Origin of the sequence: Pseudoalteromonas sp. T1lg48, from assembly GCF_002964785.1 — a bacterium.
Taxonomy (GTDB): Bacteria; Pseudomonadota; Gammaproteobacteria; order Enterobacterales; family Alteromonadaceae; genus Pseudoalteromonas.
The window spans coordinates 365,289-385,284 of the sequence record NZ_PQCC01000018.1 but is presented as its reverse complement, the minus strand read 5'-3'; the positions used below and the strand labels follow the sequence as shown (position 1 = coordinate 385,284).

Genomic DNA, 19,996 nt, shown 5'->3' with positions numbered 1-19,996 from the left:
AGCACAATAATGTTATAGTATAACTTAATTAAAAAATGAATGACGAAGATTACACTATACTTATTGCTATTGAGTAGCCAGCGTAAGCAGCTTTATCATGAGCGACAGAGGACGGGTATTTAAAGCTCATTTTGCGATTGTCGACAATGTCCATCATTGTCAGCTTAACGAGCACTTTACTACTGCACGCAGAGACGAAGAACTGCTTGACCATTTTATTCTGCGTTTAATCGGCTTTTGCTTATTCGCTTATCGCCATGATCTGGTGTTGTGTGAGAGCAAGCAAAAACCGCAAGTCGATATTGTCGCCTATGATCTCCATGACGATTATGAACTGGTCATTGAGGTTTTTAATGACAATTGCGATGAATTAACGAAGATTTTTAACCGTGCTCAAACCCTGTATGTGATCACCACCATTCCCATTTCCGATGAGCTCAGTGCCTGGCAATTAAGTCATGGTAGTGCTGAAATTATTGCCTTGGAATCGGCCTTTGTGAATGCCTTAGAAGTGGTCTTAGCGCGCTCTTTACATTGGGATGTGTGTGTTGACCGTGATCAGCTCAGTATCACTACCGCGGATTGCTATGTGAGCTCGCAAGTGCAGATCAGTTGGCCATAAAGCCCGGTTTAATATAATGAGGTTTATTTTTGCTATAAGTCGTCGCTGGAAATAACCACATCGCCATCGGGCGTGCTGCAACACAGCAGAATTTCGCCATCGCGAACAAAGGCTAAAGGCTCATGGCTATATTGGACTGCGCCTTGTTTTAGGGTCGCGCGACAGGCACCACAAAAACCCTCGCGGCACTGGTAGGCAGGGGTTTCACCTTGGCGCTCCAGGCTGTGCAGGATAGACGGGCTATCCGCGCTGTGACTGAGCGTTTTGCCGTTAAAGATAATGTTTGAGGCTGTTGTTTTGCACACGGGCTTATTGGTATGAGGAAAAGTGGGCTCAAAACGAGCCCTGATATGTTTACAGGTCGAAGTCGCCAAAGTCGTTGGCATCCACCTCGGAGTCGATTTGACCGACTAGGTAAGAGCTTATCTCTGCCTCTTGTGGTGCGACCTGAACGTTATCAGACACCAACCAAGAGTTGATCCACGGAATAGGGTTACTCTGAGTAGCAAACTTAGCCGGCAGACCTACCGCGCTCATGCGCACATTAGTGATGTATTCCACGTATTGGCACAGAATGTCCTTATTCAGACCTATCATGGAACCGTCTTTAAACAGGTATTCGGCCCATTCCTTTTCCTGCTCGGCGGCATCGACGAACATTTGAATGGCTTGCTCGCGGCATTCGGCTGCTATTTCGGCCATTTGTGGGTCGTCCTTGCCTTCTTGCATAATGTTGAGCATATGCTGAGTACCCGACAGATGCAGGGCTTCGTCACGAGCGATCAACTTGATGATTTTAGCATTGCCTTCCATCAATTCGCGCTCGGCAAAGGCGAAGGAGCAGGCAAAGGACACATAAAAACGGATCGCTTCGAGGATATTCACCGACATTATGGCCAGGTACAAACGCTTTTTCAGTTCGTACAAGGAGACATCAATCACCTCGCCATTGACCGTGTGTTGACCTTCGCCATAGAGGTTATAAAGCGACGTTAGATGAATAAGGTCGTCATAATAACGGGTTACTTCTTCTGCGCGCTCGTTGATTTTATCATTGGTGACGATATCGTCGAAAATGACTTCCGGAGATTGGGTTACGTTACGAATAATATGGGTGTACGAGCGACTGTGAATGGTTTCACTAAAGGCCCAGGTTTCAATCCAGGTTTCTAGCTCAGGTAGAGAAACGATGGGCAGCAGGGCCACGTTCGGTGAACGGCCTTGCACACTGTCGAGCAAAGTCTGGTACTTCAGGTTGCTCAAGAAGATATGACGCTCATGCTCGGGCAGAGATTGAAAGTCAACGCGGTCTTTGCTGACATCCACTTCCTCAGGGCGCCAAAAGAAAGACAGTTGCTTTTCGATTAGCTTTTCGAAAATAGGGTATTTTTGCTGGTCATAGCGCGATACGTTCACCGTTTGTCCAAAGAACATAGGTTCTTTTAATTGGTCATTACGATTACGGCTAAAGGTGGAGTATGACATAGTCGTGGGATCTCAAATCAGGGTCGAACAACAAAGCGAAGCGGCTAGAAAGCCGCCCGCTTAATTATTATATCTTACAAGCGCCGCCTTCACAGCCATCATCGGCCTGGGGCTTAAACTCGTCTTGGGCGTCGGCTGCGCCATCACGGGTATTGTGATAGTACAGGGTCTTCACACCCAGTTTGTAGGCGGTGAGTAGATCTTTGAGCAAGAGCTTCATCGGCACCTTGCCGCCTTCGAACTTGTTCGGATCATAATTGGTGTTGGCCGAAATCGTCTGGTCAACGAATTTTTGCATAATGCCCACTAGTTGCAGGTAGCCATCGTTCGATGGAATGTCCCACAGCAACTCGTATTGATCTTTCAGGCGCTCATACTCGGGCACAACCTGCTTAAGGATACCGTCTTTAGACGCCTTAACGCTGATATGGCCGCGCGGTGGTTCAATACCGTTAGTCGCGTTAGAAATTTGCGACGAGGTTTCCGACGGCATAAGTGCAGACAGCGTCGAGTTGCGCATACCATAAGCTTTAATGCTCTCGCGCAGGCCATCCCAATCCAGGTGCAGCGGTTCATCACAGACGCTATCAAGATCCTTCTTATAGGTATCGATAGGCATAATACCCTGCGCATAAGTGGTCTCGTTAAACTTAGGACAGGCGCCTTTTTCTTTGGCCAACTCGTTTGATGCTTTCATCAGATAGTACTGAATCGCTTCAAAGGTTTTATGTGTAAGAGCATTAGCGCTGCCGTCTGAATAACGCTTGCCGTTTTTAGCAAGGTAATAGGCAAAGTTAATCACGCCCACACCCAGGGTACGACGGCCCATGGTGGCATTGAAGGCGGCCGGTACCGGGTACTCTTGGTAATCTAATAGATTATCAAGGGCGCGTACCGCCAGCTCGGCAAGTTCTTCAAGCTCATCCAGTGACTTGATGGCACCTAGGTTGAAGGCCGACAAGGTACACAGTGCAATTTCACCGCTGTCGTCGTTAACATCGTTTAACGGCTTGGTAGGTAGGGCTATTTCCAGGCACAGGTTAGACTGACGGATCGGCGCTACCTTGGCATCAAACGGGCTATGGGTGTTACAGTGGTCAACGTTTTGCAGGTAAATACGACCTGTGCTGGCTCGTTCTTGCAAGAACATTGAGAACAGTTCAACGGCCTTAATGCGCTTCTTACGAATCGACTCGTCCTGCTCGTATTTCACATAAAGCTGCTCGAACAGTTCCTGATCTTCGAAGAAGGCATCATACAAACCCGGTACATCTGAGGGACTAAACAGGGTAATGAAACCGTCTTTGATCAAACGGGTATACATCAGCTTGTTAAACTGCACACCGTAATCGAGATGACGAACACGGTTGTCTTCAACACCCCGGTTATTCTTAAGTACCAGCAGGTTTTCAACCTCTAGGTGCCAAAGTGGGTAGAACAGGGTAGCGGCACCACCACGCACACCGCCCTGTGAGCAGCTTTTAACCGCGGTTTGGAAGTGCTTATAAAATGGCACACAACCGGTGTGATATGCTTCACCATTGCGAATTGGGCTGCCTAAGGCGCGAATACGACCGGCATTGATACCGATACCCGCGCGTTGCGATACGTATTTAACGATCGCCGAAGAGGTGGCGTTAATCGAGTCTAGGCTGTCGGCACATTCGATTAGGACGCACGAGCTAAACTGACGCGTCGGCGTCCGTACGCCAGACATAATAGGCGTTGGTAGTGAGATCTTAAATTGAGAAACAGCGTCGTAAAAACGCTTCACATAATCAAGACGCGTTTCTTTTGGGTAATCCGAGAATAGGCTGGCCGCTACCAACATATACAGGAACTGCGCGCTTTCATAGATATCGCCGGTGACGCGGTTTTGTACCAGGTACTTACCTTCTAGCTGCTTAACGGCGGCATAGCTGAAGTTTAAATCGCGGCTATGGTCGATAAACTGATCCATCTGCTCAAATTCAGACTGAGTGTAGTCGGTAAGTAAATGCTGGTCGTAACGCTTATCTTCAACGAGCTTAACAACATGATCATACAGCTTAGGTGGCTCAAAACGGCCATAGGCTTTTTTACGCAGATGGAAAATAGCCAGACGCGCTGCCAAATACTGATAGTCAGGCGTATCTTTTGAGATCAAATCCGCCGCCGACTTGATAATCGTTTCGTGAATATCTTCGGTGCGAATGCCGTCATAGAATTGAATATGGGACTTAAGTTCTACCTGAGATACAGATACATTATTGAGCCCTTCGGCAGCCCAAGTAATGACACGATGAATTTTATCTAAATCCAACGCTTCCTTACGTCCATCGCGTTTGCTAACAGATAACTGTTGAGTCATAGTTATTGCCCGTAATTATAATTAATTGTATTAGCGCACAGCTGTTAAAGATGTCTTTTTCAGCTATAGCAGGCGATGTATTTACTACGTCTAAGCATACCTTCGCTTTGCGCCATCGCCCACGGCTACCAAGCATTTATAGCTGTGTAAGATTTAAACACTAGATATGGTGTTTTCATCACTGTGATTCACAAGATAGTGGGGTCTGCGTGTATTTGCAAGAGGCTCAAACTGTGACAATCTGTGGATAAGTTGCCGCAGTTAGTAACCGTTAACCTTCAAACATTTTTAACGCTGTCGGTCGGCGAAAATCAACGTCAAAAAACACAAATTTAATGATTTTTTCCAAGTCTAACCGACTGGGTTTTTTATCATCAAGTCGACCATCTTTTCATCATATGAATTTCACATTTTCACTATATCTGGTGTTTAAAAAATAACAAACCACCAGATATAGTGTATGCGTACTTTTGAAAAACACCAGTCGGATTTACTACGCTTTATTTACGCCAGCTTTTCAAAGTGCAAAAGGTAATTAACATCCAAGTCCCGGCCGAGGGTGTATTGCTTGCTTAGCGGGTTATAGCTTAGTCCGGCACTGTGACGCACTTTTAAGCCGGCTTGTTCTGCCCATTGGATAAGCTGCGATGGGCGGATAAACTTTTTATGGTCGTGAGTACCTTCCGGCACCAGCTTAAGCAACTTCTCGGCGCCAACAATCGCAAATAAGTAAGCCTTGGCGGTTTTGTTCAATGTAGAGAAGTAAACCTGAGCACCGGGTTTGGCCAGGGCGGCGGCGCTGGCAATAACAGACTGTGGGTCCGGAACATGCTCGAGCATTTCCATGCAGGTAACCACATCGAAGCGCTCAGGATGCTCGGCGGCAAACTGTTCGGCGGTGATTTGTTGATAGTCAACCTTAACTCCCGACTCCAGGCTATGCAGTTTCGCGACATTAAGAGGCTCACGACCCATATCGATACCCGTGACCTTAGCGCCGAGCTTGGCCATGCTCTCGGCGAGAATGCCACCACCACAACCTATGTCGAGTGTTTCTTTGTCGGCCAGGCCATTGGCATGTTGAGCGATAAAGTCTAGGCGCAGGGGGTTGATCTCGTGCAAGGGCTTAAACTCACCATCAAGATCCCACCAGCGCTGTGCAATGGCTTCAAATTTGGCAATTTCATCCGTATCTACATTTTGATGTTCGGTCATAAAAAACTTCCTCGTTTGTCTGAGGCCATTATACGGGGGGATTTTGTGAAATCGCAAAGATTTAGCGCCTGTAAAAATAAAAATTATGTGATAGCATGGGCTGAGATAATAACGACAATGGGGCAGGTGATAAACTCGGCTGAGTCCGTGCAGATTACACCCTGTCGCAAATAAGAAGGAAAGTGGATATCAATGACTGATCTCGCCAATGAAGTCCTTCCGGTTAATATTGAAGATGAGTTAAAAAATTCCTACCTGGATTACGCCATGAGTGTAATCGTAGGGCGTGCGCTTCCCGACGTTCGTGACGGCTTAAAGCCGGTGCACCGTCGTGTATTGTTCGCCATGAATGAACTCCGCAATGACTGGAACAAACCGTATAAAAAATCTGCCCGTGTAGTGGGCGACGTCATCGGTAAATACCACCCGCACGGCGACAGTGCCGTATACGACACCATAGTACGTATGGCGCAGCCGTTTTCACTGCGTTATATGTTGGTTGATGGCCAAGGTAATTTTGGTTCCGTGGATGGTGACTCGGCGGCGGCGATGCGTTACACCGAAGTACGCATGGCAAAACTTTCCCAAGAGTTATTAGCCGACCTAGAAAAAGAAACCGTTGATTATGTGCCTAACTATGATGGCACCGAGCAGATCCCAGATGTGCTGCCAACTAAGGTACCTAACCTGTTGGTCAATGGTTCATCGGGTATCGCCGTAGGTATGGCAACCAATATCCCGCCTCATAACCTCACCGAGGTGGTCAACGGTTGCTTAGCCTTGATCAAAGAGCCAGAAACCACCATTGAAGAGTTGATGGAATACATACCAGGCCCCGATTTCCCAACGGCGGCCATTATCAATGGTAAAAAAGGCATCGAACAGGCGTATAAAACCGGTCGCGGCAAGATTTATATCCGTGCTCGCGCGGAAGTGGAAGTCGATGAAAAAACAGGTCGAGAGACCATTATTGTTCACGAAATTCCATATCAGGTGAATAAAGCACGCCTTATCGAGAAAATCGCCGAGCTGGTTAAAGATAAGAAGATCGAAGGCATCAGTGCGCTGCGCGATGAGTCTGATAAAGACGGCATGCGCATTGTTATTGAAATCAAGCGCGGTGAAGTGGGTGAAGTTGTACTGAACAACCTGTACGCCCAAACCCAGATGCAAACTGTCTTTGGTATCAACATGGTAGCCTTGGACGGTAATCAACCGAAGTGTTTCAACATCAAGGAAATGCTGGAAGCCTTCATCTTGCACCGTCGCGAAGTGGTGACTCGTCGTACCGTATTCGACTTGCGTAAAGCTCGTGAGCGTGCTCATACCCTTGAAGGTTTAGCCATTGCCCTGGCCAACATTGACCCGATTATCGAACTGATCCGTAAGTCGCCTACACCAGCGGAAGCCAAGCAAGCGCTTGTTGCTCGCCCGTGGGAACTAGGTAATGTTAAAGCCATGCTGGAAAAAGCTGGTGACAACGCTGCACGTCCAGACTGGTTGGCGGATGACTTAGGTATTCGCGATGGCCAGTACTATTTATCCGAGCAGCAGGCTCAGGCAATCCTAGAGTTACGCCTGCATAAACTAACTGGCTTAGAGCACGAGAAGATCCTTGATGAATATCAAGAGCTACTTGAGCTTATCGCGGAACTATTGCACATCTTAGGCTCTCCAGAGCGCTTAATGGAAGTGATCCGCGATGAATTGGTTACCATCAAGGAAACCTATGGCGATGAGCGCCGCACGGAAATCAGTGCTGCGGCTCATGATATCAGCCTGGAAGACTTGATCACCGAAGAAAATGTGGTGGTAACCCTTTCTCACGAAGGTTATGTGAAGTATCAACCGCTGAGCGATTATGAAGCGCAGCGCCGTGGTGGTAAGGGTAAATCCGCTACCAAGATGAAAGACGAAGACTTTATTGAGCGTCTGTTGGTCGCGAACACCCACGACACCATCCTGTGTTTCTCGACCGCCGGTCGCCTGTACTGGTTGAAGGTCTATCAGTTGCCGCTAGCGAGCCGTGCAGCACGTGGTAAGCCGATCGTCAACTTGTTGCCGCTGGAAGCCGATGAGCGTATTACCGCCATCTTGCCAGTGCGCGAGTACGAAGAAGATAAGTTTGTCTTTATGGCCACCGCCTTTGGTACCGTGAAGAAGACGCCACTAACCGCCTACAGCCGTCAGCGTGCAAGCGGCATTATTGCCGTGAACCTCAATGAAGGCGATAGCCTGATCGGTGTTGATATCACCGATGGCAGCAATGAGATCATGCTCTTTACCGACGCCGGTAAGGTTGTACGCTTCAAAGAAGCAGAAGAGTCTGCAGTGGTTGATGAAAACGGTAACCCTGTGCTTGATGAAGAGGGCAACCCGGAAATCAAGTTCAAGGGTGTGCGTCCAATGGGTCGTACCGCCACCGGTGTACGTGGTATTAAGATGGCCGACGACCAGCGCGTGGTGTCGTTAATCGTGCCTAAGTCAGATGGTGCCATTCTTACCGTAACCGAAAACGGGTATGGTAAGCGTACCGCCTTGGAGGACTACCCATCCAAGAGTCGCGCGACTCAGGGTGTGGTATCTATTAAGGTAAGCGAACGTAATGGTTCTGTGGTCGGTGCCGTGCAGGTGGATGATAACGACGAAATCATGATTATTTCGAATCGTGGTACCCTGGTACGTACCCGTGTGAACGAAGTTTCTACCGTGGGCCGTAATACCCAAGGGGTTATTTTGATCCGTACGGTTGACGGCGAGCAGGTCGTTGGTTTACAACGTATCGAAGAAATCGATGAAGATGAGTTGGTTACTTTGGATCAGGGGGAAGAGCAAGGGCAGGGCGAGCAAACGCCAGATGTCGTTGTTGACAACCCCGACCAAGATTCTGAGTAATCTCTAAAAAGCGGCTTCGGCCGCTTTTTTAATCCCTGTATAAAATATTTTCAATTTAAATAGCCCACACAATGAGTATTGTGTGGGTACGCGAAGTGGAATGAGGAAGAAGTAATGAGCGTATATAACTTTTGTGCCGGTCCTGCCATGTTACCTCCGGCGGTTATGCAAAAAGCACAACAAGAGTTTCTCGACTGGCAAGGTTTGGGTGTCTCGGTCATGGAAGTAAGCCATCGTGCCGAACCTTTTTTGACTATGGCTCAGCAGTGTGAGGCACGTTTGCGCCGACTAATGAATATTAGTGATGAATTTGCCGTGCTCTTTATGCATGGTGGTGGCCGCGGCCAGTTTGCCGCGGTGCCCATGAATCTGCATCTCGATGATGCGCCGGCTGTGTATATCAATACCGGTATCTGGTCCGACGGTGCCGCTAAAGAAGCTAAAAAATACACCGATGTGGTTGAAATAAACGTCCGTGATGATAAAGACGGGCAATTCGGTGTACTTCCCGTATCGCAATGGCCTTTGCCGGAAAAGGCCAGCTATATTCATTATTGTCCTAATGAAACCATAGACGGGGTAGAGCTATTTGATGTGCCAAGCCACCCAACGGCACCGATTGTCGCCGATATGTCGTCCATGATCCTGTCCCGTGAAATCGATGTAAATCAGTTCGATGTGATTTACGCCGGGGCACAGAAAAACATCGGCCCATCGGGCTTGGCCATAGTTATTGTACGCAAGACTCTGTTTGAGCGTGCAGGTGTGCCGCGTCCCGGTATTCTAGACTACGCCGTCGAGGCCGAGCAGGGCAGCATGTATAATACGCCACCTACCTTTGCCTGGTACCTGGCCGATGTGGTGTTTAAATGGCTTGAAGAGCAAGGCGGCGTGCCAGCGATGCAACGTCATAATAAGAACAAGGCGGCAGTTTTATACGACTACATTGATGCGTCGGATTTCTACAGCAACAAGGTTGCAAAAGACTGTCGCTCACTAATGAATGTGCCATTTTGGCTCAATGATGAGAGCCTCAATGAGCGCTTCCTTGCTCTTTCTCAACAGGCGGGCTTACTTGCACTAGAAGGGCATCGCTTTGTTGGTGGGATGCGTGCCAGCATCTATAACGCTATGCCGGTGGCGGGTATTGAGGCCTTAGTGACCTTTATGGAGCAATTCGCTCAGGAGCACAGTTAATGGAATCATTACGCTTAGAGCCCATTAACAAGGTGCAAGGCGAAGTGGTGTTACCCGGCTCGAAGAGCTTGTCCAACCGTATTCTCTTGTTGGCCGCCTTATGTCAAGGCAGCACCAAGGTAACGAATCTGCTTGATAGCGACGATATTCGTCATATGTTGGGTGCGCTCGCATTGATGGGAGTGAACGTTGAGCTGAGTGAGGACAAAACTCAGGCCCTGGTACATGGCCAAGGTGGCACGCTGGACACGCCCGAAGAGCCGTTATTTTTGGGTAATGCCGGTACCGCATACAGGCCATTAACCGCGGTACTTGCAGCCACCCAGGGTGAGTTTGAATTAGGTGGTGAGCCGCGCATGGAAGAGCGCCCAATCGGGCACTTGGTCGATGCCTTGCGTGCCTTGGGTGCCGACATAGAATACCTAAAAGCGCAGGATTACCCGCCTTTGGCCATAAAAGGCCAAACCCTGACCGGTGGTGAAGTGAGCATAGATGGCAGTATTTCCAGCCAATTTCTAACCGCGTTATTAATGGCCGCGCCTTTGTTTAGTGGTGACACAAGTATCACCATTAAGGGCGAGCTGGTATCAAAGCCCTATATAGATATCACCCTGGGTGTCATGCGAAAGTTCGGCGTTGAGGTCAGCAACAACCAGTATCAGAGTTTTCATGTTAAGGGTGGGCAGCAGTACGTCTCTCCTGGTGAAATCATGGTAGAAGGGGATGCGTCTTCGGCTTCCTATTTTATCGCCGCGGCTGCAATTAATGGTGGCGAGATCACCATTCACGGTGTCGGTAAGGCGTCGGTGCAGGGTGACATAGGTTTTGCCGAGGTGATGAAACGCGTAGGCGCCGACATCGATTGGTACGACAACAAGCTGGTGGTACGCAAAGGGCAGCTCAATGGTGTCGATATCGATGCCAACGCGATTCCCGATGCAGCCATGACGCTTGCGACCGTAGCTCTGTTTGCCAAGGGTAAAACCGCAATCCGCAACATTTACAACTGGCGCGTTAAAGAAACCGACCGTTTGTATGCCATGGCAACGGAGTTGAAAAAGCTCGGTGCCGAAGTGGTGGAGGGGCATGATTATATTGAGATCACGCCGCCGGCGCAGCTAAACGATGTGGCCATTGATACTTATAACGACCACCGAATTGCCATGTGTTTTTCCATGGTAGCCGTCGGAGGCTGGCCGGTAACCATTAACGACCCAGGTTGTACCGCTAAGACGTTTCCAACCTACTTTGATACCTTAGCCAGCGTCAGTCACGGCTAATCCCCATGCCCGCTTACGGCCTAGGTTAGGCGGGCATATCCATTCATACATTTATTGATCTGTTACAAAACAATCGTAAAAATCTGACCTATTAACGCGAATTTACAAAAAAGTTCACGTATAATACGTCGGTTTTAAAATGTTTGCTGTGCATGCAGGAGGTTTAAATGCAGGCATCTATGCCGGTGATCACCATTGACGGACCCAGTGGTTCGGGCAAAGGTACAGTGTGTCGTTTACTCGCGCAAAAGTTGGGCTGGGACGTGCTCGACAGTGGCGCGATATATCGTGTTTTAGCGCTTGCGGCGCTTCATCACCAGATCGCACTCGACAATGAAGAAGCCTTAGTCCCGCTTGCAGCAAATTTAGATGTGCAATTTAGCTTCGATGCTGAAAGTGAAAGCAGTAAGATTATCCTCGAGGGCGAGGAAGTGACCCACGGTATTCGTAATGAAGAAGTGGGCGCTGCGGCATCAAAAGTAGCGGCGCTACCACGCGTACGTGAGGCGTTATTGCGTCGCCAACGCGCCTTTCGCGGTGATGCCGGGCTGATTGCCGATGGTCGTGATATGGGTACAGTGGTGTTCCCCGATGCCAACGTGAAAATTTTCCTGACCGCCAGCGCAGAAGAGCGCGCCGAACGACGCTTTAAAGAGTTGAAGGCCAAGGGTCTGGATGTTACACTAAGTGGTCTACTTGTAGACATTCAAGCTCGTGACGAGCGCGATATGAATCGTGCTGTAGCGCCGTTGGTTCCTGCTGAGGACGCGGTCAGCTTAGATACCACCGAGCTCAATGCCGAGCAAGTATTTGCCAAAGTCATGTCTATTCTCGACGATGCCGTGATGAACGGTAAATTGGCAAACCTAAGCAGTAAATAATTCCCTACGCATGAGCAGGACGCCCGTGCTTAATTAATAACCCCGCTGAGCAGTGACGCGACGTGGAGAATTTAACTTATAGAGACGTATTAAGTATGTCAGAAAATTTTGCGCAGTTATTTGAAGAAAGCCTACAGGGTTTTGAAGCTCAACAGGGCTCAATCGTTAAAGGTACTGTAATCTCAATCGAGAACAACATTGTTCTTGTTGACGCTGGCCTTAAGTCAGAAAGTGCTATCCCTGCAGAGCAGTTCAAAAATACTGCTGGTGAACTAGAAGTTGCTGTTGGTGACGAAGTAGATGTTGCTCTAGATGCAATCGAAGACGGTTTCGGTGAAACTATCCTTTCTCGTGAGAAAGCGAAGCGTCACGAAGCGTGGATCCGTCTTGAGAAAGCATGTGAAGAAAACGAAACTGTTACTGGTGTTATCAACGGTAAGGTTAAAGGTGGTTTCACTGTTGAAGTTGATTCTATCCGTGCCTTCCTACCTGGTTCACTTGTTGACGTTCGTCCAGTACGTGACACAACTCACCTTGAAGGCAAAGAGCTTGAGTTCAAAGTAATCAAGCTTGACCAGAAGCGTAACAACGTTGTTGTTTCTCGCCGTGCAGTTATCGAATCAGAGAACTCACAAGAGCGTGAAGAACTTCTTCAGAACCTTGTTGAAGGTCAAGAAGTTAAAGGTATCGTTAAGAACCTTACAGACTACGGTGCGTTCGTTGACCTAGGTGGTGTTGACGGTCTACTACACATCACTGACATGGCGTGGAAGCGTGTTAAGCACCCTTCAGAAATCGTGAATGTTGGCGACGAAATCAACGTTAAAGTTCTTAAGTTCGACAAAGAGAAGACACGTGTTTCTCTAGGTCTTAAGCAGCTTGGCGAAGATCCATGGCAAGAAATTGCTAACCGTTACCCAGAAGGCGCTAAGCTATCTGGTCGTGTAACTAACCTAACTGACTACGGCTGTTTCGTTGAAATCGAAGAAGGCGTAGAAGGTCTAGTACACGTTTCTGAGATGGATTGGACTAACAAAAACATCCACCCATCTAAAGTTGTTTCACTAGGTGACAACGTAGAAGTAATGGTTCTAGAAATCGACGAAGAGCGTCGTCGTATTTCTCTAGGTCTTAAGCAATGTAAAGCTAACCCTTGGCAAGAATTTGCTCGTCTACAAAACAAAGGCGACCAAGTTACTGGTAAGATCAAGTCAATCACTGACTTCGGTATCTTCATCGGCCTTGACGGTGGCATCGACGGTCTTGTACACCTTTCAGACATCTCTTGGAACACTCCAGGCGAAGAAGCTGTACGTGAGTACAAGAAAGGCGACGAAATCACTGCTATCGTACTTCAGGTTGACCCAGAGCGTGAGCGTATCTCTCTAGGCGTGAAGCAAATCGAAGCTGATCCTTTCAATAACTACCTAGACGCAAACAAAAAAGGTGCTATTGTTAAAGGTAAAGTGACTGCTGTTGACGCGAAAGGCGCAACTGTAGAGCTTGCTGAAGGCGTTGAAGGTTACATCCGTGTAGCTGACATCGCTCAAGAACGTGTTGAAGATGCAACTGCCGTTGTTTCTGAAGGCGACGAGATCGAAGCCAAGTTTGTTGGCGTAGATCGTAAGAACCGCGCTATCAGCCTGTCTGTTAAAGCGATCTTCGAAGCTGAAGAAAAAGAAGCATTAGAAAAATTGAAGGCGGACGAGCCTCAGTTCGAAAATGCAATGGCTGCTGCATTTAAAAATGCACAGAAAGACTAAGAGTTAGTCTAGTCTTAGGAAGGGCGCAAGCCCTTCCTTTGTAAGCCCTTAAGGAAACATTATGACCAAGTCAGAATTAATAGAACAACTTGCACAAAGCCACTCTCATATCCAAGCCCGCGATGTCGAGAATGCCGTTAAAGAAATTCTAGAACAGATGGCCGGTTCATTGTCTGAAGCTGAACGCATCGAGATTCGTGGCTTTGGTAGTTTCTCTCTTCACTTCCGCGCTCCGCGCACTGGTCGTAACCCTAAAACAGGGGAAACCGTTGAACTAGACGGAAAGTACGTACCGCACTTTAAACCTGGCAAGGAATTACGCGATCGCGTTAACGCCAGCATTCAATAATCACGGATGGAGTAACCGCTGAGTGAAGGTTGTAAAGTTCATTCTGTTTGTACTGTGTGTTTTTATCGCCTTCGTATTAGGCTCGCAAAATCCACAGCTAGTCCAGGTTAATTACCTTATAGCCAGCGCCACCCTGCCTTTAGCCGCGCTAATGAGCTTTTGCTTTATTGTTGGATTAATATTCGGCTGCTTTGTCAGCTTCCGTCTATTTTCAAAGTTAAAGTGGCAAAATTATCGGTTGCAAAAACGCAACGAGCAACTTTCCCGTAACGCCCAAGAGCAAGCACAAAGTACCGCTCTGGCGCCTCTAAAAGATAACTAGATATGCTGGAGCTGTTGTTTTTACTCTTGCCCGTTGCCGCCGGTTACGGCTGGATCATGGGTAAAAACAGTGCCAAGAATCAAGCTCACCAGCAAAGCCGCAAAATCACCGCAGAATACAGTAAAGGCCTGAAATTTCTTCTCGATAGGGAAGACGATCAGGGTCTAGAGCACCTGATTCAAATTCTCGAAGTATCTGCTGACTCGGTAGAACATTATCTGACTTTGGCGACCTTGTTTCGCCGTCGCGGCGAGCTTGACCGCGCCATTAAAATTCATGAATTATTACTCGAGCACCCCAATCTTAACGATGACCAGCTTACTACCTGCCGTTTGGAATTAGCCCAGGACTATATTCTCACCGGGTTACTAGACAGTGCCGAAGAACACCTGCTTATTTTAATTAAGCAAAAACGTCCGCAGGCTTTAGAGCCACTGATCACCCTGTATTCGCAAACCCGTGAATGGCACAAGGGCATAGCGCTACATCAGCGTTACGCCCATTTATTCACCCAGCGCCAGCAAAGAATTGCTATTGCTAATTTTTATTGTGAAGCGGGCGCAGCTGACAATGCACCTGAGCTTATGTCTCAGGCGTTAGGGGTTGGTGAGCCAAGCGTGCGACCTCTCTATGAGCTTGGGCAACTGGCCTATCAGCGGGAGGATTATGTACAGGCCATTCACTACTGGCGTGATTTGATCTGCCAATTTACTTATTGCTCACCGCTCGTGCTGGAACGTTTAAGCATCAGCTATGCCCATCTGCATCTCGAACATCAGTTCGAACACTTGTTGGCCGAGTTGGTCGACAAAGGCGGCATAGGGCTAAAAATCCACTATTGCCAGCATCTGGTTAAGGCAGGGCAGCGTAAGCAGGCGGTTGAATTCATTACTAAGAGTTTAAAGAAACAACCTAATATTCGTGGCTTTCGTTTTTTGCTACAATTACTTGCCGGGCAAAATGCGCAACTAGATGAAGCGCTGAACCCCATAGATAAACTTATTCAATCATACATAGATACCAAAGCAGATTTTCAATGTCAGCATTGCGGCTTTCAAAGCCACAGTCATTATTGGTTGTGTCCGTCTTGTCGCCATTGGGAATCTATGCAACCAAGCCGCGGGCTTGATGGTTTTTAAACAGGAAAAACATGAACGCTGTTGACTCTAAAAAAGTACTTATCGCTTTAGACTACGATGATAAAGCCAAGGCATTGGCATTTGTACAACAACTTTCACCGGATAGCTGCCGTCTTAAAGTAGGCAAAGAAATGTTTACTCATTTTGGTCCGGATTTTGTCAAGCAATTGGTTGAGTTGGGCTTTGATGTATTCCTGGATTTGAAGTTTCACGATATTCCTAACACGGTTGCTAAAGCAGTCAAGGCGGCGGCAGACCTAGGCGTTTGGATGGTGAATGTCCATGCTAGCGGCGGGGTGGAAATGATGCAAAAGGCCAAGGAAATCTTGCTTCCATATGGTGACAAAGCACCTTTGTTAATCGCCGTTACCGTGCTGACCAGTATGGACGAAATGCAGTTAAAACAATTAGGTATTGAAAAGACCCCGCAAGAACAAGTATTGTATTTAGCGCAATTAACCAAACAGGCTGGCCTTGACGGTGTAGTGTGTTCGGCACAAGAAGCGCACGAACTAAAACAACAACTGGGCGCCGATTTTAAACTAGTCACTCCGGGCATTCGACCGGCGGGCAGCGATGCTGGCGACCAAAAACGCATTATGACGCCCAAGCAGGCGATCGAAAGCGGCAGCGACTACCTGGTTATTGGGCGTCCCATTACCCAAGCCGAAGATCCGGTTGCGGTGCTCAAGGCTATTAATGAGAGTTTAGGAGACTAAGGTGAAATATTTAGTGCTGATAGTCGCACTCGCTGCGGCGGGGTATTACTACCTTGAGCGCACTCGGGCGCAAAGTAACGCAGAGGCGCTGGCCTTAGTCATCGCCGAGTCCAAGCGACAGGGTGAGGTTGACCTCTTTGAACTAAAAGCGGCACTAACAAAACATGTTTATGCCATTTGTGACAACAACTCTACCATGTTGTTGGAAAGCGATCGTTCGGTTGGCGATTGTGAAGATCTCCATGACAGTAAACATATGCAATGTGATGAAGCTGTTTTTCGTTTGGCACCGCTTACCATTACCGATAGCGATGAGGTCGTCGACTATGCTAAGCGTTATGTACGCTGTGCCTTGCCATACGAAGACCTAACCTACCAGCCAATTAGATAACAATCATTTTATTAATGTAACTGGTATAAAAAACGCGACCTTATGGTCGCGTTTTTAGTTTTATTTGAGAGGCTTCAATATCGATGATCCCTTCTTTAAATAGGCCACCGATGGCCTTTTTAAAGTTTGCCTTCGAGGTGCCAAACTGACGTTTGATTGCCTCCGGGGCCGACTTATCACCGAAAGGTAACATGCCACCTTTGGCATTGAGTTCATCGAGGATCTGTTGTTTTAGCGGATCTATTTTCGCCATCCCCGGAGCTTCCAGCACGATATCAATTTTGCCGTCTTCGCGGCACTGCTGCACATAGGCTTTCAGGCGTTGACCAACAAACAGACTGCGGTGTACACGGTTGTGGAAAATAAGGCCCCAGTGCAGTTCATCAACAATCACCTTAAAGCCAAGGTCGGTTTTCGTAGCGACGATAATATCGACCACATCGCCGGTTTTGTAATCCGGCTGAGTACGGCCGACAAACTTATTGAGGTTACTTGATGCACAAATACGCTTTGAGGCGTTATCCAGGTAAAGCTTTACCAGGTAGCTGCGCTCGGGTTGCATGCGCGGCTTTTGCTCATTAAAGGGCACCAGTAGATCTTTTTCCAGACCCCAGTCCATAAAGGCGCCGACTTTATTCACCTGCTTAACTTGTAACAGGGCAAAGTCACCAACCTGGGCTCTTGGTTTAGTGCGGGTCGCCGTTGGGTGACCCATGTTGTCTAGGTAGACGAAAACGCTAAGGCTGTCACCGCGTTCCACTTCATCCGGAGCCTGCTCGGCGGGTAGGAATACTTCACCAAGGTCTGGGCTATGTAAATACAGGCCTTCACCGGCCACTTCATCAACAAACAGTGTTTGCCATTGTCCTAAGCTACTCATTATTCTTCCTCATCCTGCATCGGTTTTGGCTTGCGTTTTAGTGAACCCATGGCATTGGGATCAAAGGGAGCCGCGACAGGCTTTCTCGGTTTTCCTATACCGGCTTTACGCGGCTTCGCTCTCGCAGGCTTGCCACCCTGAGAGACGGCTTTATCTGCTTTTTTAGGTTTGTTGGCCGTAGGTTTGGGCTGAGTAAAGCCTTTGAATTTACCAACCAAACCGTCGATTTCGCTAAAAGGCAGAGGACGGCGCATAAATTGATTAATTGCCAAATAGCTTTGCCAATCTTTTGGACCCACTAAGGAGATAGCGAAGCCTTTAAATCCAGCACGACCAGTCCGACCGATACGGTGAATATATTCCTCCGCATTTTTTGGCAAATCGAAGTTAATGACATGGGTCACATTTAACAGGTCAAGACCCCGAGAGGCCACATCCGTGGTGATAAGAACCTGATAGAGACCACGACTGAAGCTATCCATGATATCCAGGCGCTTATTTTGTGCCAGGGTACCCTCAAGCGCTACAGCCTTAAAACCCTGCTTGCTGATTTTATCACACAAGCGTTGCGTGTCTTCGCGGGTGGCGGTAAATATAATGCACTGACCTAAGCCTTCTTCGTTAGCGAGGAGGTGGTCAAGTAGTGCTTCTTTATGGTCTAAGTGATCGGCTAAGTAGAGACGTTGAGCGATATCACCATGCTCGTCGGTGGCGGCACTGATGCTCACTCCCTTAGGGTTCTTCAATAAATTGCGTGATAGGGCACCTACTTGAGCGTGCTCCAAGGTAGCCGAAAACAACAGACTCTGGCGCAGGCGGTGGTCGGCGCTTTTATTGATAAGCTCGACCTGATCACTAAAGCCTAAATCGAGTATACGGTCTGCTTCATCAAAAATGAGCATTTCGAGGCCGGATAAGTGCAGAGAGCGGTCTTCGAGGTGGTCGGCGATACGCCCTGGAGTACCCACAACGAAATGGGGGTCTTTGCGCAGGGCTTTCACCTGGTCGTTGTAGTTCTCGCCGCCGAGTACCTTCACCGCGCTTAGGGCGGTGCCAGCTATAAGCAAACGCAATTGGGAATAGACTTGGGTCGCAAGTTCGCGGGTTGGTGTTACGATTAACACTCGCGGATCGCGCTTCGATAACGCTTTTTGCTTCATTACCCTTTGTACCGCAGGCAATAAAAACGCCAGCGTCTTCCCCGAGCCGGTTTTTGATTGCGCAAATAAATCGTGCCCTGCTAATGCCAAAGGGATGGCCTGGGCTTGAATATCGGTAGGGGTGGTAATGCCCTGATGCATTATTTGTGTGCACAGGCGCGTATCGATACCCAAATCACTGAATTGCAAATTTACTCTCCAACAATAAATACAGTTAATACAGCGCTATTATAACGTATTGCATCCCTTGGCTGGCAGCTAATTTTGCGTTTTGAACCATTATGAGTAAAATACCCGTCCCAAATGCGCCGGATTTGCGATTCGGTATAGTTTAAAGCAGAGAAAAGGTGTCTTAATGTCACAACAGTACGTCGTGTGTGCGCTTTACAAGTTTGTAGCGCTTCCAAATTTTGAACAAATTCGTCAACCGCTTTTAGATGTCATGCTGGCTAATGATGTACGTGGTACATTGTTGCTTGCCAATGAAGGTATTAACGGCACGGTCGCGGCAAAACGCGAAGGCATCGATGCCTTGTTAGCCTGGTTAGATAAGCAACCAAACCTTGATAATATCGTGTCTAAAGAATCATTCGATGATGAATGTCCGTTCTATCGCACCAAGGTTAAGCTTAAAAAGGAAATCGTCACCATGGGCGTTGAAGGTATCGACCCACGTGAAGTGGTGGGCACCTATGTCAAGCCTAAAGACTGGAACGCCCTGATCAGCGACCCAGATGTGGTGCTGGTTGATACCCGTAACGATTATGAAATTGAAATCGGTACTTTTGAAAACGCGGTTGATCCAAAAACCAAGACCTTCCGTGAATTTCCTGCCTGGGCCGAGCAAAACCTTGACCCTAAAAAACACAAAAAAGTGGCCATGTTCTGCACCGGTGGTATCCGCTGTGAAAAGTCTACCGCCTACATGAAAGAGCAGGGTTTTGAAGAGGTATACCACCTTGAAGGCGGAATCCTAAAGTATTTAGAAGAAGTGCCGAAAGAAGAAACCATGTGGCAGGGTGAGTGTTTTGTATTCGACAACCGTGTTGCCGTTGATCATGACTTGAACAAGGGTCAGTACGATCAATGTCATGCCTGCCGTATGCCAATTACCGAAGAAGATAAAGAAAAGCCGGAGTATATGCAGGGCGTTTCTTGTCATCATTGTCACGGCAGCCTGACCGATGAGCAGCGTGCGCGTTTTGCCGAGCGTCAAAAGCAGATTGAGCTGGCTAAAGAGCGCGGTGAAGGCCACATCGGTCACGCAGCGCAGGAAATGCTGCAAAAGCGTAAAGAGCTTAAGCAGCAACTTAAAGAGCAGCAACGCGCAGCGAATAAATAATTTAAT

18 protein-coding genes are annotated in these 19,996 nt (G+C 48.0%); 12 read left to right on the top strand and 6 right to left on the bottom strand.

Features of this window, described 5'->3' with window-relative positions; translation table 11 throughout:
* Nucleotides 1–97 precede the first annotated feature (97 nt).
* Complete coding sequence (locus C2M29_RS11035) at nucleotides 98–622, top strand: YaeQ family protein (protein ID WP_105189825.1); 525 nt, start codon at nucleotides 98–100, stop codon at nucleotides 620–622.
* A 32-nt stretch (nucleotides 623–654) separates the two neighbouring features.
* On the opposite strand, the gene yfaE is transcribed toward C2M29_RS11035, so the two are convergent.
* The 4 genes from yfaE to ubiG form a co-directional block, all read right to left on the bottom strand.
* Nucleotides 655–927, bottom strand: coding sequence for a class I ribonucleotide reductase maintenance protein YfaE (gene yfaE / locus C2M29_RS11030; RefSeq protein WP_233998409.1), 273 nt, complete (start codon nucleotides 925–927; stop codon nucleotides 655–657).
* Between the two features lie 49 nt (nucleotides 928–976).
* Entirely contained in the window at nucleotides 977–2,107 is a 1,131-nt protein-coding gene (gene nrdB, locus C2M29_RS11025; RefSeq protein ID WP_105189823.1) for a class Ia ribonucleoside-diphosphate reductase subunit beta, read from the bottom strand.
* 67 nt (nucleotides 2,108–2,174) lie between these two features.
* Complete coding sequence (gene nrdA / locus C2M29_RS11020; protein WP_105189822.1) at nucleotides 2,175–4,457, bottom strand: class 1a ribonucleoside-diphosphate reductase subunit alpha; 2,283 nt, start codon at nucleotides 4,455–4,457, stop codon at nucleotides 2,175–2,177.
* A gap of 504 nt (nucleotides 4,458–4,961) precedes the next feature.
* Nucleotides 4,962–5,672: a bifunctional 2-polyprenyl-6-hydroxyphenol methylase/3-demethylubiquinol 3-O-methyltransferase UbiG gene (gene ubiG / locus C2M29_RS11015; RefSeq protein ID WP_105189821.1), complete on the bottom strand. Its 711-nt coding sequence runs from the start codon at nucleotides 5,670–5,672 to the stop codon at nucleotides 4,962–4,964.
* Nucleotides 5,673–5,864: 192 nt separating this feature from the next.
* On the opposite strand from ubiG, the gene gyrA reads away from it, so the two are divergent.
* From gyrA to C2M29_RS10965, 10 genes are all read left to right on the top strand, one after another.
* Nucleotides 5,865–8,567 carry a DNA topoisomerase (ATP-hydrolyzing) subunit A gene (gene gyrA / locus C2M29_RS11010; RefSeq protein WP_105189820.1) on the top strand — a complete coding sequence of 901 codons (2,703 nt, stop codon included), beginning with the start codon at nucleotides 5,865–5,867 and terminating at the stop codon, nucleotides 8,565–8,567.
* 114 nt (nucleotides 8,568–8,681) lie between these two features.
* The gene (serC, locus tag C2M29_RS11005; RefSeq protein WP_105189819.1) at nucleotides 8,682–9,764 is read left to right on the top strand and encodes a 3-phosphoserine/phosphohydroxythreonine transaminase; all 1,083 of its coding nucleotides are present in this window, start codon (nucleotides 8,682–8,684) and stop codon (nucleotides 9,762–9,764) included.
* Nucleotides 9,764–11,044 carry a 3-phosphoshikimate 1-carboxyvinyltransferase gene (gene aroA / locus C2M29_RS11000; RefSeq protein WP_105189818.1) on the top strand — a complete coding sequence of 427 codons (1,281 nt, stop codon included), beginning with the start codon at nucleotides 9,764–9,766 and terminating at the stop codon, nucleotides 11,042–11,044. Before serC ends, aroA begins: the two co-directional genes overlap by 1 nt.
* A 167-nt stretch (nucleotides 11,045–11,211) precedes the next feature.
* Nucleotides 11,212–11,925, top strand: coding sequence for a (d)CMP kinase (cmk, locus tag C2M29_RS10995; RefSeq protein WP_105189817.1), 714 nt, complete (start codon nucleotides 11,212–11,214; stop codon nucleotides 11,923–11,925).
* Between the two features lie 95 nt (nucleotides 11,926–12,020).
* Complete coding sequence (gene rpsA, locus C2M29_RS10990) at nucleotides 12,021–13,688, top strand: 30S ribosomal protein S1 (protein WP_105189816.1); 1,668 nt, start codon at nucleotides 12,021–12,023, stop codon at nucleotides 13,686–13,688.
* Between the two features lie 61 nt (nucleotides 13,689–13,749).
* The gene (ihfB, locus tag C2M29_RS10985) at nucleotides 13,750–14,037 is read left to right on the top strand and encodes an integration host factor subunit beta (RefSeq protein ID WP_105189815.1); all 288 of its coding nucleotides are present in this window, start codon (nucleotides 13,750–13,752) and stop codon (nucleotides 14,035–14,037) included.
* Nucleotides 14,038–14,059: 22 nt separating this feature from the next.
* Nucleotides 14,060–14,359: a lipopolysaccharide assembly protein LapA domain-containing protein gene (locus C2M29_RS10980; protein WP_105189814.1), complete on the top strand. Its 300-nt coding sequence runs from the start codon at nucleotides 14,060–14,062 to the stop codon at nucleotides 14,357–14,359.
* A gap of 2 nt (nucleotides 14,360–14,361) precedes the next feature.
* A complete protein-coding gene (gene lapB / locus C2M29_RS10975; RefSeq protein ID WP_105189813.1) occupies nucleotides 14,362–15,498 on the top strand; it encodes a lipopolysaccharide assembly protein LapB in 1,137 nt (378 codons plus the stop codon).
* Nucleotides 15,499–15,509: 11 nt separating this feature from the next.
* Complete coding sequence (pyrF, locus tag C2M29_RS10970; protein WP_105189812.1) at nucleotides 15,510–16,217, top strand: orotidine-5'-phosphate decarboxylase; 708 nt, start codon at nucleotides 15,510–15,512, stop codon at nucleotides 16,215–16,217.
* 1 nt (nucleotide 16,218) lies between these two features.
* Nucleotides 16,219–16,608 carry a hypothetical protein gene (locus tag C2M29_RS10965; RefSeq protein ID WP_105189811.1) on the top strand — a complete coding sequence of 130 codons (390 nt, stop codon included), beginning with the start codon at nucleotides 16,219–16,221 and terminating at the stop codon, nucleotides 16,606–16,608.
* Nucleotides 16,609–16,648: 40 nt separating this feature from the next.
* Here the strand turns inward: C2M29_RS10965 and C2M29_RS10960 are convergent, their stop codons facing one another.
* Together C2M29_RS10960 and C2M29_RS10955 are read right to left on the bottom strand one after the other, a co-directional pair.
* Nucleotides 16,649–17,488 carry a CvfB family protein gene (locus C2M29_RS10960; protein ID WP_105189810.1) on the bottom strand — a complete coding sequence of 280 codons (840 nt, stop codon included), beginning with the start codon at nucleotides 17,486–17,488 and terminating at the stop codon, nucleotides 16,649–16,651.
* On the bottom strand, nucleotides 17,488–18,837 hold the full coding sequence (locus C2M29_RS10955) for a DEAD/DEAH box helicase (protein ID WP_105189809.1): 1,350 nt from the start codon (nucleotides 18,835–18,837) through the stop codon (nucleotides 17,488–17,490). The genes C2M29_RS10960 and C2M29_RS10955 overlap by 1 nt, the downstream gene beginning before the upstream one ends.
* A 166-nt stretch (nucleotides 18,838–19,003) precedes the next feature.
* Between C2M29_RS10955 and trhO the strand changes: the two genes are divergently transcribed.
* On the top strand, nucleotides 19,004–19,990 hold the full coding sequence (gene trhO / locus C2M29_RS10950; protein ID WP_105189808.1) for an oxygen-dependent tRNA uridine(34) hydroxylase TrhO: 987 nt from the start codon (nucleotides 19,004–19,006) through the stop codon (nucleotides 19,988–19,990).
* Nucleotides 19,991–19,996 lie beyond the last annotated feature (6 nt).